Origin of the sequence: Chitinophaga flava (assembly GCF_003308995.1) — a bacterium.
Classification (GTDB): Bacteria; Bacteroidota; Bacteroidia; order Chitinophagales; family Chitinophagaceae; genus Chitinophaga; species Chitinophaga flava.
In genome coordinates, this window is record NZ_QFFJ01000001.1 from 169840 (window position 1) to 186838 (window position 16999).

The 16999-nt window shown below is 47.8% G+C and carries 4 protein-coding genes; all 4 read left to right on the top strand.

All coding sequences use genetic code 11. From position 1 onward, the window contains the following. The first annotated feature begins 4 nt into the window (after positions 1-4). From DF182_RS00560 to DF182_RS00575, 4 genes are read left to right on the top strand one after another with little or no spacing between them, the layout of a single operon-like run. The gene (locus tag DF182_RS00560) at positions 5-973 is read left to right on the top strand and encodes a 3-oxoacyl-[acyl-carrier-protein] synthase III C-terminal domain-containing protein (protein WP_113613747.1); all 969 of its coding nucleotides are present in this window, start codon (positions 5-7) and stop codon (positions 971-973) included. A 20-nt stretch (positions 974-993) separates the two neighbouring features. Then, on the top strand, positions 994-2049 hold the full coding sequence (locus DF182_RS00565) for an HAD-IIIC family phosphatase (protein WP_113613748.1): 1056 nt from the start codon (positions 994-996) through the stop codon (positions 2047-2049). Beyond that, positions 2046-5876, top strand: a complete 3831-nt coding sequence (locus tag DF182_RS00570) for a condensation domain-containing protein (protein ID WP_113613749.1) — start codon at positions 2046-2048, stop codon at positions 5874-5876. The genes DF182_RS00565 and DF182_RS00570 overlap by 4 nt, the downstream gene beginning before the upstream one ends. A 31-nt stretch (positions 5877-5907) precedes the next feature. Then, positions 5908-16692, top strand: a complete 10785-nt coding sequence (locus DF182_RS00575; RefSeq protein WP_113613750.1) for a non-ribosomal peptide synthetase — start codon at positions 5908-5910, stop codon at positions 16690-16692. Positions 16693-16999: the final 307 nt, after the last annotated feature.

The following is a 16999-nucleotide window of genomic DNA, read 5'->3' on the forward strand; positions in this document are numbered from 1 at the left end:
CACAATGATAGGCATCCAACATATCCGAACATATACGCCCGGCACACCGGTATCCATACACAACCTGCCGGAGAAAACTACGTTAGACGATAGTGAACTGGCTTATTTTACTTCCTGTGGTATCAACACTGTATACAACGCCGGAACAATGACCAGCTACGATCTGGCCAGAGGCGCCAGTGAAAAGCTGTTGCAGGAAACCGGTACAGAGGCATCTTCCATAGACCTGATCATCTACCTGCAAAGCCGGACACCAGAGCAATTTATCAGCTCTGAAGCCACCCGCTTACAGTATGACATCAAAGCTGATAATGCAGTCAGTTTTGCCATCGCCAACCTGGGCTGCGCTGACAGCTCCATGGCGCTGAAACTGGCCAGGGACTTCCTCGTTGCCAACCGCAAGGCCAACCATGTGCTGATCTGCTACGGTAATAAACTGATATCCCGCTACCGCTTCCGTTACCCCGTTACCATTATGGGTGATGGCGGCGTAGCAGCGCTCATAGGCAGGACCACAGAGCATAAAATAACAGACGTGTTGTTAGAAACAAATGGTCGCTACTGGGATCTGTTTAAACTGGAGTACCAGCACAAAACACCCGATCAGTACAAAGAAACCTGCAGCGATGTAAGAAGATATGGTTTCGAACTGGCCCTGGAAAGCAAAAACAGGTTCAGGGAAATCAACAAATCCCTGCTGGAACGTAATGCCACGGCCAAAGAACAGATCAGTCATTTTATGCTGCAAAACATCTCTGCACGCGCCTACGAATATTATGAATCAGCTTTCGATATCAAAATATCTCCTATCTGCGCCATGAACCTCGGCCAGTACGGACATCTGGGCGCCGGAGATATTTTCCTCAATTATCAGACTGGTGTGGAGTCAGGCCTTTTCCGCAAAGGAGATAAAGTGGTGATCATGAACAACAGCCCTGTAGCCGCGTGGAGCTCCGTACTCATGGAAGTATAAACAACCCTAATTAAACGATTATGAAAGACGAAGTTAACCATACAAAGTCCAAACGCAAAACGGTGAAATGTGTAGTATGGGACCTGGACCATACCATGTGGCATGGTATCCTATCAGAAAATGATCAGCTGGTATTGAGAGAAAATATTACTGATATTTTAAAAACCCTCGACAGCTGGGGTATCATCAACTCTATCGCCAGCAAAAATAACCACGACGATGCGATGCAGATGCTGCAAAAATTCGGCATCAGTGAATATTTCCTGTATCCTCAGATCAGCTGGGACCTGAAATCCAGCTCCATCGCCAGGATCAAAGAGAAACTGAATATCGGAATGGATGCCATCCTGTTTATTGATGACCAGCCATTTGAACGCGATGAAGTTTCTTTTGTACATGAACAGGTGACCTGCCTGGATGTAGACAGCATAGCCAATCTGCTCCAGCTGTGCAAACCACGCTTCATCACCTCAGAATCTGCAGAGAGAAGAAAAATGTATCTCAGCGATGATATCAGAAATCAGGAAGAACAGGAAATAGGCAACAATAAACAATTCCTCGAATCCCTGCAGCTTACCTTTTCCATACAACCCGCTACTGTAAGCGATTTACAGCGGGTGGAAGAGTTGACAGTACGCACCAACCAGTTAAACGCCACCGGTTACTCCTACTCTTACGAAGAGCTGGAAACGCTGATAAAATCACCGGACCATCATCTTTTTGTAGCAGAGCTGACCGATAAATATGGCTCCTACGGAAAGATAGGCGTTGCCATGGTAGAACGCAACAATGATACATGGACATTAAAGCTGCTGCTGATGTCGTGCAGGGTGATGTCCCGCGGCGTAGGGACCGTATTGCTGAATTACATCATGAACCTTGCAAAGAAAAAAGGGTACCAGCTGGTGGCAGAATTTCTGCCTACAGACAGGAACCGCGTGATGTATATCACCTACAAATTTGCCGGTTTTACAGAAGGCGGCAAACTGGATAATGGTGGTGTGCTCCTCACCCATCCACTCAACGATTACGTTACCTACCCTGATTATATACACCTTTCAATCCAGGAATCATGAGAGATATTGCAATCATAGGAATGGCAGGAAAATTCCCCGAAGCTGCCAACATCGCGGCACTCCGCCAGAACCTGATAGCAGGCAGAGACAGTGTAAGGGATTATTCCCCGGAAAGAAAATCCGCCACCACCCTGGCGGCCGGCAAATCATTTATGGAAGTAGGTTTTATTGAAGATGTCGACAAATTCGATTATAAATTCTTCAATATCTCCAAAGCAGAAGCAGAATACATGGACCCTCACCAGCGCCTGCTGCTGGAAGTGGTATATGAAACCATCGAAAGCGCCGGTTACCAGGCCGATTTTTTTAACGGCACGGAAACAGCAGTCTTCATCGGTGACACCGAACAGGAATATGCTAAGCTGGCGGAACGCTTTGATCCTACTATTATCACCGGCAATACCAATGCTACCACCGCAGGCAGAATTTCCCGCTTCTTCAATTTCAGAGGTAATGCCACCATGCTGGACACCGCCTGCTCTTCTTCCCTGCTCGCCATTCATATGGCCTGCAAAGAGCTGAACAGCGGAGACGCCACTTATGCACTGGCATGCGGTGTACGACTGATCCTGTTCCCTGCAGAAAAAACCAATAACCCTGATCTGGGTATTATGTCCAGAGATGGCAAGACCCGGAGCTTCTCCGCAAAAGCAGAAGGGACGGGCGCCGGCGAGGCAGTGGGATGTATATTACTGAAACCACTGGACCAGGCATTGGCTGATAAAGACATCATCTATGCTGTCATTAAAGGCAGCGCTGCTAACCAGGATGCACAGCTGTCCGGTAGTCTCACCGCCCCCAGCAGCCAGGCACAATCAGAAGTTATCAGGAAAGCATGGACTAAAGGGGAAATAGACCCCGGCACCGTTTCTTACATAGAAGCACATGGCAGCGGCACCAAACTCGGTGATCCTATTGAAATTGCCGGTATGGACCTGGCCTTTAAAGATTCCTCTGCCCATAAACACAGTTGTGCGGTATCTTCCATTAAAAGTAATATTGGTCATACAGGCAGCGCAGCCGGTATTTCAGGGCTGATAAAGGCCGTCCTGTCGCTGTATCATAAAGAGCTGTACCCTTCCATCCATTTTGATGAGCCTAACCCCTTCATCGATTTTAAAAATTCAGTAACCTACATCAACACTGATTATACGCCCTGGAACGCGCCTTTCCCCAGAAGAGCAGGCGTCAGCTCCTTTGGCCTCAGTGGCACCAACTGTCATGTGCTATTGGAAGAAGCACCTGTTAACCCCGTACAGACCGATATTTCCGGCACTTATCTGTTCAACTTCTCTGCCAGGTCATCCAACAGTCTGCAGGGATATCTGAGCTCTTTCGCGGCCTACCTCTCGCAGCCCGACAGTGCCGCCTTGCCTGACATCAGTTATACCTTGAACAATGGCCGCAAACATTTCTCACACCGGCTTTCCATCATCGCTTCTTCCAAAGCAGCATTAATGGAACAATTAAAAAACAGCCGGGAAAACACTGCCAGGGAAGCTGCAGGAAAAATCATCTTCCTCTTTTCCGGAGACGCAGTGGTCAGCGATCAATACCTGCAAACAATACTGAATAGTGAACCGACGTTAAAAAAATATGCAGACGAATGCAGAAAGTACTATTCCACTGCCAATGCGGCCATCAACCGCTTTGTGCTGCAATATGCCCTGTATCGTTTTGCAGAAGGAAAAGGACTCACAACAGAACATCTGTTAGGCACCGGAACCGGTGACCTCATCGTAGCAGTAGCCCTGAACGAAATGTCGCTGGAAGAAGCTATACAGCAATGTGCCGAAGAAGATACTTCTATCCCCGAACTGGAGCAGCGGCTCATAAACCTGATAGAGCGGGAAACAGCTACCTGCAAAGTGCTGTTCATTGAACTGGGCCCTGAAGGATGCCTCTCTGCCGGACTGCGACAGATGAACTATCCGGATAAAGAATTCCTGTATCAGGTGATAGCTGTGCATCAATCCCCACTGGAAATCTTTCAGGCGCTGTACCTGCAACAGTTTCCCATTGACTGGGTAAGATATTATACGGCCACGGATGTACGAAAAATAAATCTGCCGGCTTATCATTTCGAGAAAACACGTTGCTGGCTCAGAGAGCCTCTGCCGCTGGAAGCCTACACCAACGCTGATGCCACCAGCTGCCCGGTAAGCAGTGCTGAACCATCAGCAGTTGAAGAAACCATCCAGCTGTCAGCTGTGATCCGTGACAACTGGTCTGAGATGGAAAAGAAAATCGCCTCCATCTGGATAGCAGTGCTGAAACTCGATGAGCTTTCTCTTGAGGATGATTTCTTCAGAATTGGCGGTCATTCCCTCATGGCCACCAAAGTAATCTCCATCATCGAAAGAGAATTTGGTATCAAACTTATACTCAAGGATATCTTCGCATTTGCCACGGTGAAAACACTGGCCAAAGGCGTGGAAGAACTGCTGGCGAGCGGTACACAAAAGGTAACGTACAAGCCTATACGTCCGGCAGCAATTCAGGAGTATTATCCCCTGGCTGAAGCGCAAACACGCCTCTGGCTGATACAACAGTCCAATGCAAGCCTGACGGCCTACAACCTCCCCTCCGCCCTGCTGCTGGAAGGAAAGCCCGATTTCAACAAACTGGAAACCGTCTTCCGCACACTCTGCCAGAGACATGAAAGCCTCCGTACCAGCTTCCATGAAAAACAAGCCAGACCTGTACAGATGATACAGGAGAAAGTAGACTTTTCCCTGCAGCGGATAACAGGATGCGATACGCCGGAAGCTGCGCTGGAACAATTTATCCAGCCTTTTGATCTTACCCGTGCACCACTGTTCAGAGCAGGTACTGCTACGCTCGCAGCGGATAAACACCTGCTGTTGTTTGATATGCATCACATCATCTCTGACGGTGTATCATTGGGTGTTTTCATCAGTGAACTCGTACAATTGTACCATGGCGAAACACTGCCTCCACTGACTGTCCAGTATAAGGATTATACAGCATGGCAGCAGGAACTGTTCAACGAAGGAGGGCTCGCCCGCCTGGAAGACTTCTGGACAAAACAACTGTCCGGCACACTGCCTGTTTTGCAAATGCCAACAGATAAACCAAGACCCGCAGCACAATCTTTCGCCGGTGAAAAACTGCACTTCCACCTTCCGGCACAGCAGGTACAAAGTATTCAGGAACTAGCCATCAGCACTGGCACTACCCCTTTTATGGTGCTGCTGGCAGCATACAACATCCTGCTGCATAAATATACCGGGCAGGAAGATATACTGGTAGGCTCTCCGGTGGCAGGCCGCTCTCACAGTGACCTCGATAACATAGTAGGCATGTTTGTGAATACGCTGGTACTCAGAAACAAACCTGCGGCCGAAAAAACGTTTATTCAGTTACTGGAAGAAGTAAAGGAAAATGCACTGAACGCCTTCGAACACCAGGATTATCCTTTTGCTGTATTAGTAGAAAAACTGGACAGTAAAAAAGATCCATCCCGTAACCCCTTGTTCGATGTAGTATTTGTGCTGCAAAACCTCGATATCCCGGATATCAGGCTGGATGGACTTAGCATCGCACCCTGCCCACTGCGTACCGGCACCGCCCAGTTTGATCTGACCATGGAAGTCAATGAACGAGCAGGTGACTGGCCGGTGAAAATTGAATACAGCACCGCCCTGTTTGAAGAAGAAAGTATTCTGCTGATGAAAGAACGCTTCCTGGTATTACTGCAGGATATTCTCAACAACCCGTCGTCTGCTATCCATGCGCTCTCCTGGAGAATTCCGGAAGAAATCAACAGCAAAACCGAAAGCCTGGATATCGCTTTTAATTTTTAACCGAATATTTCCCACAAAATAGATTACAGACATGAACAAAACACTTCAATATAAAATTGCTACCGACTATTGGTTGGAGAAAACCGGAAAACCGGAACTGTCTGAAATAAGTGGCACATCCATTACCCCTGTTGCTCCCGGCAGTCAGACCTTCGCGCTGGATGAAGCCACTGCAGCTGCGTTGAAAAAAATATGTAACGATCAGGATGCCGGTATCTATGTTTTTCTAGTTACCGCTTTATCCATCTTTCTGCATAAATACACCGCAGCAACAGAACTGCTGATGGCGAGTCCTGCACCAATGCTGTCTAACGGAGACACTTCCACTGCTCCGGTATTCCTCTCTGCCAATATTCAGTCAGGTACCACTATCAAACAGCTGCTTCAATCATTCCAGGAAGAGCTGAAATCGGCCTACTCCCACCGGGATTATCCATTTGATAAATTCTCGGAAAAATATCAGGCACTGCATGGTGCTCCCAGAGACCTGTTTAACTACGGATTTTCCTACTTCCCATTAACAGGTGCCAACAGCTACCGCGAACAATCGAAGCTGTCTTTCGACTTCCGCAGAACAGCCACTTCGTTTGAACTGGAAATCCACCATACCGGCAAATATGCCGCCTGGTTCATCACGCAGATGGGCGCTCATTTGCATCAGGTACTGCGGTTCATTGTCAGTCAACCCGGCTCCAAAGTGGAAGACGTCACCTTCCTCTCCTCAACAGAAAAACAACAACTGCTGGAAACATTCAATGATACAGCTGTTGACTTCGCAGAAAAAGACCAGACCATCCTGGCATTATTCGAAAAACAGGTGAAGCTGCACCCGGAGCAGGTGGCGGTACAGTATGAAGATAAGCAGCTGACCTACCATACCTTGTGGCAGCATGCCCTGCAACTGGCTACCCTGCTGAAAGACAGCGGCATCGGTCCTAAAGATGTAGTAGCCCTGATTTGCGACCGTTCAGAAATGATGATCACCGGTATGCTGGGTGTATTAAAAGCCGGCGCCGCTTACCTGCCGGTAGATGCAGACTATCCGGATGAACGCATTCAGTATATCCTGAAAGACAGCGCTGCCAGATTTATTCTGACTACCCGCCAGGTGTACAGCGAAAAACAGGACTGCTTCCGCAACGACGCCGGTCACCTGCTCCTGCTGGATGGAATCAAAGGCGATAAAACGTTATCAGATTTCACTATCCATAATGCTCCGGAAGATCCGGCTTATGTTATCTATACTTCCGGCTCAACAGGCCGTCCTAAAGGCATTGCTGTAAAACACAGCGGCGTTACCAATTTCATAGTGGCCTATAAAGGTCTTTTCGATAAAGGCATTAACGCCAGCGACCGCGTACTGGCCCTGGCTAATATTTCATTTGACGCCAGCGTTGCGGAAATATTTGTAGCACTCACCAGCGGCGCCACGCTCGTGGTACTGGATAAAAGCCGCCTCTTTGATGCAGCTAAACTGGCCGGATTCCTGCAAGCGGAAAATATCACCTTCGCCTACATTCCGCCAGTGTTGCTGCAAGAAGTATACGATCAACTTAAACAGCAAAACAAACCCCTTGCACTTAATAAGTTGTTTGTAGGCGCAGAATCGGTGATCGATCATATCCTGTATGATTACGCCAGTCTGATAAAAGGAATAGATATCCTTAACGTTTACGGACCTACGGAAACAACGGTTATCGTTACTGCGCTGAAATACAAACCGGTACTACCTTCCGGAGAAAATGTATCTATCGGCAAACCGATACCCAACAGCCGGATTTACATCCTGAACAATGCACTGGAACCTGTTCCCGCCGGAGTGCCCGGCGAACTCTGTATTGCCGGCGCCGGTGTTACACTGGGTTATCTCAACAACGAAACCCTTACTGCCAGCAAATTTGTAGATGATCCATTTCATCCGGGTCAAAAGATGTATCTCTCCGGTGACCTCGCCAGATGGACACCAGATGGGAATATCCAGTTTATAGGCAGAAAAGATAACCAGGTAAAAATTCGTGGCTACCGCATAGAGCCAGGAGAAATAGCCACTATCCTGCAGCAGCAGCCTGCCGTAAAAGAGGCTGTGGTAGCACCGTTGACAGACGACAATGGCAACAAATATCTCTGCGCCTGGGTAGTACCCGCTGGCGAAACCAATATCACCGCCATACGCGCCGCCTTATCCGTACAGCTGCCGGAATACATGATTCCTTCAAGGTTTGTGATGCTGGAAAAAATCCCTGTTACCAGCAATGGTAAAACGGATTTCAAAAAATTACCACATCCAGCACAACAGGAAAGAGTCATCAGTGCAGATGAACAACCGGCCAATCAGCTGGAAGAGCAGCTGCTGGCCATCTGGCAGGAACTTTTAAATATCCGTCAGATCGGTACCAACGATAATTTCTTTGAACTGGGTGGTCACTCCCTGAAAGCGGCCAAACTCATCACTATTATCCTCCGGGACTTGCGTGTGGAAATCCCTTTACGACAGGTATTTTTAAATGGCACCATCAAACAACTGGCGGCGTACATCCGGCAGGCAGAACAATCAGTACGGTTCGAAATACCTGTTGCCGCTGTTACCAGCCACTCCCCCGCTTCCTTCTCACAAAGAGGTATCTACCTGAGCAACCTGCTGAACAAAGAGGCTATTAATTACAATATGCCTTCTTCTTTCGAAGTGATCGGCAAACCGGATATTCCCCGGCTGGAAGCGGCGCTGAAAGCCCTTATACAGAGACATGCCATACTGAGGACCGGCTTTAGTTTCACCGACGAAGTAATCATGCAGCATATTGCAGATGAAGTGCCTTTTGAAATAAGTGTTGTCCATGATGAACAACCGAATTTCAGAGCATACATTACCGATTTTGTTCGTCCTTTTGATTTGAGCAACCCTCCTATGTTGCGGGCCCTCTTTATTCAAAAGAATGACAACGCCGGCATCCTGCTCTTTGATATGCATCATATTATCTCTGACGGTATCTCCATGGAAGTTTTCATGAAAGACCTACAGGCATTCTATCTGTCAGAAGAATTACCACCGCTGAAAATTCAATATAGGGATTATACTTCCTGGTTGGATGAGTACCGCCACAGCGGCGACTTTGAGAAAAATAAACAATACTGGCTCGATACCTTCGCCGATAAACAGGTAGCATTAGATTTGCCGGTAGATTTTCCGCGCTCCGCTGAAAGAAGCCTGGAAGGTGAATTGTATATCGTCACCCTTGATAAAGCGACTGCTGCCCGCCTCCGGAAAGTTGTCAATAAAGAAGGAAGCACCCTCTTCCTCCTCGCATTAGCGGCCTACAACCTGCTGCTGGCCAGATATACCGGCAAAAAGAACATTACAGTGGGTACCCCTGTGGCTGGCCGCGTTCATCCTGATCTGGAACAGCTGATCGGGATGTTCGTACATACGTTACCGGTAAGATGCTCCGTAGATATGCAGCAGTCCTTCACCACCTTGCTGGAACAAGTCCGCAGCACTTTCTTCGCCGCTCTCGATCATCAGCTGTATCCGATGGAAGAACTGGCCGAACAGCTGGAACTGGCAAGGGACCTAAACAGGAACCCTCTTTTTGATACCATGTTCAGCTACCACGACATCGAGTCATCTGTATGGTCTGGCGGAGATTTTTCCCTGGCGCCACTGGAACTCGACATGAAAGCATTGGATGTAAAATTCGATCTGTCTGCATCCCTCGCTACCTCCGGTGAAAACATGATGGTGCTTTTCAATTATTCTAAAAGCCTGTTCAAAGCCGCTACCATAGAGCAGATGGTGGCACAATACATTTCCATCCTGGAAATGGTGTCACATGCGCCATCCCTGTCACTCGAAGCTATCAGCCAGCACATTGCGCTTGAAAAAACAACGCTTCCGTTGTATGAAGACCAGCCTGCGCTGTTCCGTTACCTGGGCATAGATGACACTGTATACTCAGCTGCCTATCCGCTGAATACCACCCAGCGCGATATATATCTTACCTGCGTGCTGGACCCAACCGGCTATAGCCTTCGCCCCCTGGCTTACTTCGATATCAACAACGCTGTGGACGTACCAATGTGGGAAGCAGCCCTTCAACAGGTAACCCTGGAAGAAGACAGTATGCGCTCTGTTATCATCGCCAAAGATGCAGAGGTGTTTCAGGCAGTAAGAAAAGAAACAGCATTGTGCTTCAGCTTCCTCGATATCAGCCGGGAAGTCAAGGCAGAAGCGGATATCCCCGCTCTTGTCAAAAAATACTGCGATGAAAACCAGGACATCAGCAAACCATCTTATAAACACTACCTGCTTAAAGTAAATGATCAGCACTATGTGATGGCGATCAGTGCCCACCACCTTTTTGTGGACGGTACCTCACTCAAGCTGCTGGTTGAAAAAACAGATAAAGCCTATCATCTCCTGAAATCAGGAGAGTATAACGCGGAAGTACACACGCCATACCGCAACAGTGTACTGGACCACCTGGCCCGCTTCGATACTCCTGATACAGAAAACTTCTGGAAGAAATACCTGGCAGATGTTCAGCCATTATCCTATTCCGGTGCATGGTCCCAGGAAGATAAAATGGTAGCCGGATCGCTGTCTGTAGCAGGTAAAGATGTACAACTGCTGCAGCAATATTGCGAACAGCATGGTCTCAAACCACATATTTTCTTCAAAGCAGTTTTTGTACTGCTCACTAAATACTACTGCTCTGCAGACCAGGACTTCTGTATCAGGGAAAATATTGCTGGTCGCGATGCACATGAGATGAACACTATAGGTGCTTTCTCCCATGTGTTCCCGCTGCTGGTTACACAACAGTTCTTTAATGAAGGTAATTCCTTCGTAGAGCTGTGCCATCACCTGCAGCAGCAGAAGAGAACAGCCAACCCTTACCGGGATATTTCGCTGGCCCTGCAAAACCACATCATCGGAGACGAGCCTCTGTCTTTCTTCTATAACTACCAGAACTACATTGCTCCTGACACGAAGATGAAGATGAGTGCGCTGCAACGGATATACAGCGGGCTGAGTAATCATATAGAATTAAGGGTAACCGCTCACAGTGACGGTTATACGTTAAAGCTCGAATACAACGAAAAAACCTTTAACGGCACCCACTTCCTGGACCGTGTACAGCTCCTGCTCACACAGGTACTCCGGGAAAATACCACCCTGCGTCAACTGCAATACCTGACCAGTGAAGAACTCCAGGAGCTGACTGCCTTCGGTAGCAACCCCGGAGAGAAAGCAGAAAAAAATGTTCTTGAATTGTTTGAAGAACAGGTACAACAGAAACCCGACCATGTGGCTGTTGTATTCCGTGATAAAAACATCACCTACGCAGAACTGGACCGGGCTGCAGACGCTGTGGCCGCACATCTGCAGGAACAGGGCGCCAAAATCGGAGATATCATCGGTATTATGGTAGACCGCTCCGAATGGATGATTATCGGCATGCTGGGTGTCATGAAATCAGGTGCAGCTTACCTGCCCATAGATCCTGAATATCCGCAGGACAGAATTGATTATCTCCTGAGCGACAGTAACGCCAAAATGCTGCTGACACACGCTTCCGGCATAAACAGACATCCGCATAGCATTATCATCGAAGAGATAGCTCAACGAAACGCAGTGCCGGTCAAACATCCCATTGCCCCCGATCAGCTGGCATATGTGATCTATACATCCGGTACTACGGGCAGGCCCAAAGGCGTGCTGGTAGAGCATCGTGCACTGAGCAATGTGGACCTGGCCTGGCGCAAGGCTTATGACCTGGATAAATTTGAACCGCGTTCATTGCAAATGGCCAGCTTCTCTTTTGACATGTTCACCGGCGAAGTGGTACGTATGCTCACCAATGGCGGACGCGCGATCATCTGCACCTCCGAAATCCGTTTGGACCCTGTTTCGTTTTATGAACTGCTGACATCCAACCAGATCAATGTGCTGGAATCCACACCAGCATTGATCGCGCCACTGATGGACTACATATGGGAACATAAGAAAGATATCAGTTTCCTGAAAATGATCATCGTAGGCTCTGATGCCTGTCCGCTGCCTTTCTTCAAAACACTGCTGGAAAGATATGCACCTGCAATCAGAGTGCTCAACAGCTACGGCGTAACCGAAACCTGTGTCGATTCAGGGTTCTATGAAACATCAGCTACATCCCTCCCCGCTGCCGGCAATACACCGATCGGAACACCACTGTTAAACTATACCTACTATGTATGCAACGCATCCCAGCAGCTGGTACCAGTAGGCCAACCAGGAGAACTGTGGATAGGTGGAGCAGGTGTGGCCAGAGGCTACCAAAACAGACCGGATACCACTGCCGAAAAATTCATTATCAGTCCGCATACACAGGAAAGAGTATATAGAACAGGTGACCTGGTACGCTGGCTGCCTTGCGGCAACCTCGAATTCATGGGCCGCGGAGATGAACAGGTAAAAGTACGTGGCTACAGGATAGAATTAAAAGAGATAGAAAGCGTACTGCTGCAGCTGCCACAGATAAAAGAAGTAGCAGTCACCGTTTTCGGACAGGCCAATGAGAAGGAAATGGTATGCTGGTATGTAAGCCAGTCAGGCGAAACACTGGAAGACCTTAAAGAGCAGTTGAAACAATACCTCCCGGATTATATGGTGCCCGCTTTCTTCATCGCCCTGGAGCATCTACCGGTAACGCATAATGGAAAAATAGATAAAAAAGCGTTGCAGGACCCGCTGAAGTATATGGACACACAAAGTACCATTACCGCTACTCCTGAAACTGCTACAGAAGAGGCCCTGCTCACCGTATGGCAGGATATCCTGAAGAGAAATAAAATCGGCGTACTCGATAATTTCTTTGAACTGGGAGGTCAGTCATTAAGAGCCATGGTACTGGTATCCAGGATTCAGAAAAATTTCTCCGCAGATATTTCCCTGAAAGATATCTTCACGTATCCTACAATCAGGTCACTGGCCGCACATATTGACAACAATGCCTTGTCTGCCCACCAGGCGCCTATCACCAGAATAGCAGAACAATCACATTATCTGCTCTCTCCGGCACAAAAAAGGATGTATGTCATCAGTCATTTTAAAGGAGCAGAAATCAGTCATAACATCTGTGATGTATCCTGGGTACATGGCCAACTGGATATACCCAGACTGGAAGCAGCTTTCCAGGCAATGACCGAAAGGCATGAAAGTCTGCGTACCTCCTTCAGCATGGTCAATGGTGAGCCGGTACAGGTGATACATCCTAAAGGTACTTTCCATTTAACGCATCTGCATGGCAAGGAAGAAGATGCCACCACTGTGGCCAGAAACTTTGTGAAAGGATACGACCTCAGTCAGGCTCCCCTGCTCCGTGCCGCCGTGATGGAAGTAAATCCTGAAAAACATCTGCTGCTCTTTGATATCCATCATATCATCAGCGATGAGGTGTCTACCGGTATCTTCCTCCGCGAGCTGTGGGCCTTATATAGAGGTGCTGCGCTGCCGGAACTGTCTGTGCAATATAAAGACTATGTAGCGTGGTTATACTCCCCTGCTAATGCAGGTGTGATTACCCGTCAGAAACAATATTGGGTACAACAGTTGCAGGGCGAGTTGCCAGTAATGGAAATGCCTTACGACTTCCCGCGGCCACTGACAAAGACTTTCGAAGGGAAAGACCATCTATTCCGGCTCGACGACAGCACCGCTGCCCGTGCGCTCGAATTTACCAGCCGTAAAGGCATTACCCTCAACATGCTGATGCTGTCGGTTTATAATATCCTCCTGTCTAAATACACTTCACTGGAAGATATTATTGTAGGCATACCGGTAGCAGGACGCACCCATGCCGATCTGGAGCCGGTTATAGGCATGTTTGTAAATACGCTGGCGCTGCGCAGCTATCCAACAGCAGAAAAAGTGTTTGAACAATTCCTGGATGAAGTAAAGACTACCGCTCTTGGTGCCTATGAAAACCAGGACTATCCTTTTGAAGAATTGGTGGAAACACTTCAGATCAAAAGAGACCCAGGCAGAAATCCGCTGTTCGATGTATTGTTCCAGTTTATCAGCAAACAACCGCGTGAAGAGCATCAGGGTCTGCACTTTGAGCCATTCCCGCTGAACATAAGCGTTGCCAAGTTTGATCTCACTTTCCTCACGATACAATCGGGAGAACAGATTGACTTCCTGTTGAACTACAACAGTGCATTACTGACAGAAGACTCTGCACAGCGGTTTGTCAAACATTTCTGTAATGTGCTTAAACAGGTGCTAAACAGCCCGGCTATTTCTCTCAGGGAAGTTACCCTGCCGGATGAAGCTGAAATAGCCCAGCTCAGGGCATTTGGAGGCAGTCCTGAAAAAGATGCGCCCCGTATCACCATCCCTCAGCTGTGGCAGGAAAAAGCACCTTTGTACAAAGACCAGGTAGCCGTGGAAACATCCGCAGGCAGCATCACCTTCGGGGAACTGGACCAACAGTCCACTACGCTGGCCATCTACCTGCAGGAAGTATATCAGGTGAAACCAGGAGATAAAGTAGCCCTTATGCTGCAAAGGACCCTGGATATGCCGGTTGCACTGCTGGCCATCCTGAAAACAGGAGCCGCTTATGTGCCCGTGGATCCGAGTTTCCCGGCACAGCGCATTGAATACATTCTAAACAACAGTGAGTGCACCATGATCCTTGCAGACAAGGACTATCATTACTCACAGCCCTTGTTCAACATTCATGGCGAACGACAAAACATCAGCCAGCAACAGCTGAAACCCGTACATATCTCTCCGGACAATCTGGCTTATATCATCTACACCTCCGGCTCTACCGGCGTTCCCAAAGGCGCTATGCTGGAACATCTCAACGTAACCAGCTTTGTACGCAATTTTGAACCGGTATATGGTATCGTCCCAGGTGATAAAATACTGGCCATCAGCAATATCACGTTTGACTTGTCTGTGCTGGAAATCCTGTGCAGCCTGCTCTCCGGAGTAACCGTACTGCTGGCGAATGATGCGGAAATAAATGATTTCCCGAAAGTGAAAGAACTCATCCTGCAACACAAAGTAAACACACTGCAGATGACACCTTCCCGCCTCTCCCTGTTCCTGAACACAGTAGGTTTAAGTGTTTTATCTGATATCAAAACAGTAATCACCGGAGGCGAGCCGGTAACCACCGGGTTGTTCAACAGCTTAAAGAGATGCAAAAACACCCGGGTATTTACCAGCTGCGGCCCCACCGAAACCTGTATATACAGCACTACAGACGAAGCGAAAGGCGACAGGATTACGATAGGCAAACCGCTGTTGAACGAACAGGTGTTCATTGTAGGCAACCACGGCCAGTTGCAGCCAATCAATGTAGTGGGAGAAATATACATCGCAGGCTCAGGTGTGGGAAGAGGTTACTGTAACCAGGAAGCCCTTACCAACGAGAAATATTTCCGCGATGAAACACTATCCCTGTCTTCTGAAAGAATATACAAATCAGGAGACATCGGAAGATGGTTGCCCGATGGCCGTATCGAGTGCCTCGGCAGAAAAGATACGCAGGTGAAACTGAGAGGCTACCGGATTGAACTGGGTGAACTGGAAAACGCATTGGGCAAAATGGAAGGCATTAACGTAACAGCTGCCATCATTACCACTGTTAAAGGTGAAAAGCAGATCGCTGCATTCTATGAAGCCGACCGGGAATACGGTTACTCTACCATCCGCACTTTCCTGGCCGATCGTCTGCCCAGCTATATGTTACCACTGTTCTGCATACACGTAGAAAAAATGCCGCTCAACAGTAACGGCAAAATTGACCGTAAGGCGCTGGACCAGCTGGCACAACAACACCAGGCTGCCGACCGTCCTTTTGATGAACCGGTAGGCACGCTGCAGAAAGCGCTGGCTGAAATCTGGAAAAGTATACTGGATCTCGACCGTATCAGCAGTACCGACAACTTCTTCGAAATCGGCGGTAACTCCATCAAACTGATCCAGGTGCTGAACAGGATTAAGAAAGAACTGGACGTGAACGTTCCGCTCACCGCCGCCTTCACTTATCCTACCATCAAAGCACTGGCAGAGAAGATAAAGATGATCACCGAATTTGGTAGTGTATCTGAAGAAGAATTCTATTCCGTAGCCAACCCAGGAAAACCACAAACCATTTTCTGCCTGCCTCCCGCTATCGGTTATTCCTTCATATACGCCGCACTGGCAGAGTATTTCCCGGACTATACCATCTGTTGTCTACATTTCATCGAAGAAGAAGACAGACTGGAGAAATACTTCCAGGTGATGGACGAGCTGCAGCCTGATCAACCGCTGATACTGCTGGGATATTCCGCCGGAGGTAACTTCGCCTTTGAACTGGCCAAAGAGCTGGAAAACAAAGGACGTGAAGTATCCGACATTATTTTACTCGATAGTTTCAAACGCTGGATCTCCAAAGCTAAAACACCGGTAGAGCTGGAAGCTACTGTACACGCCTACTACCAGATCGTAGACTGGTCTATCTTTGCGGTAGAACCGGAATACCTGGAAGGGCTCAAGAAAAACACTATGAGCAAAATTGAAGGCTATTGCAAGTACATGAACGGTAAAACAGATCCGGATACTACCAATGCCAGAATACATCTTGTAAAATCAAAAGATGAATGGCAAACACCGGAAACTAACCGTGACTGGAAAGAAAGCTCCACCAGCGGTTTTCATATCTACGAAGGAGAAGGCCGGCATCCGGAAATGTTTAATCCGGAATATATATCACACAATGCCGGACTTATTTCAACGATCCTGCAACAGATCAACGTATCGCAGGAATCAGTTGTATAATGTTTTGAATTTTCACATTAAAGGCGCATGTATGTACATGCGCCTTTTTTTTTATTAAATTCCTTCAAACTACAACTAGCTAAAATCTGTAAACAATCTGATAATATATATCAAATCAGCATCTCCCGAAAGCATCATCTTTGTATTAACATTGGATGTCAGATATGCCCCCGGTTACTGTAGACGGATAATAAAAGAGACCAACATATCCTGCACCCGAAATAACCTTATTTAAATACTTATTTAAAATGTAAGTCCACGAAACTTCCCTCAAGGTTTTACGCATGAAACGGGATACCGTTATTTT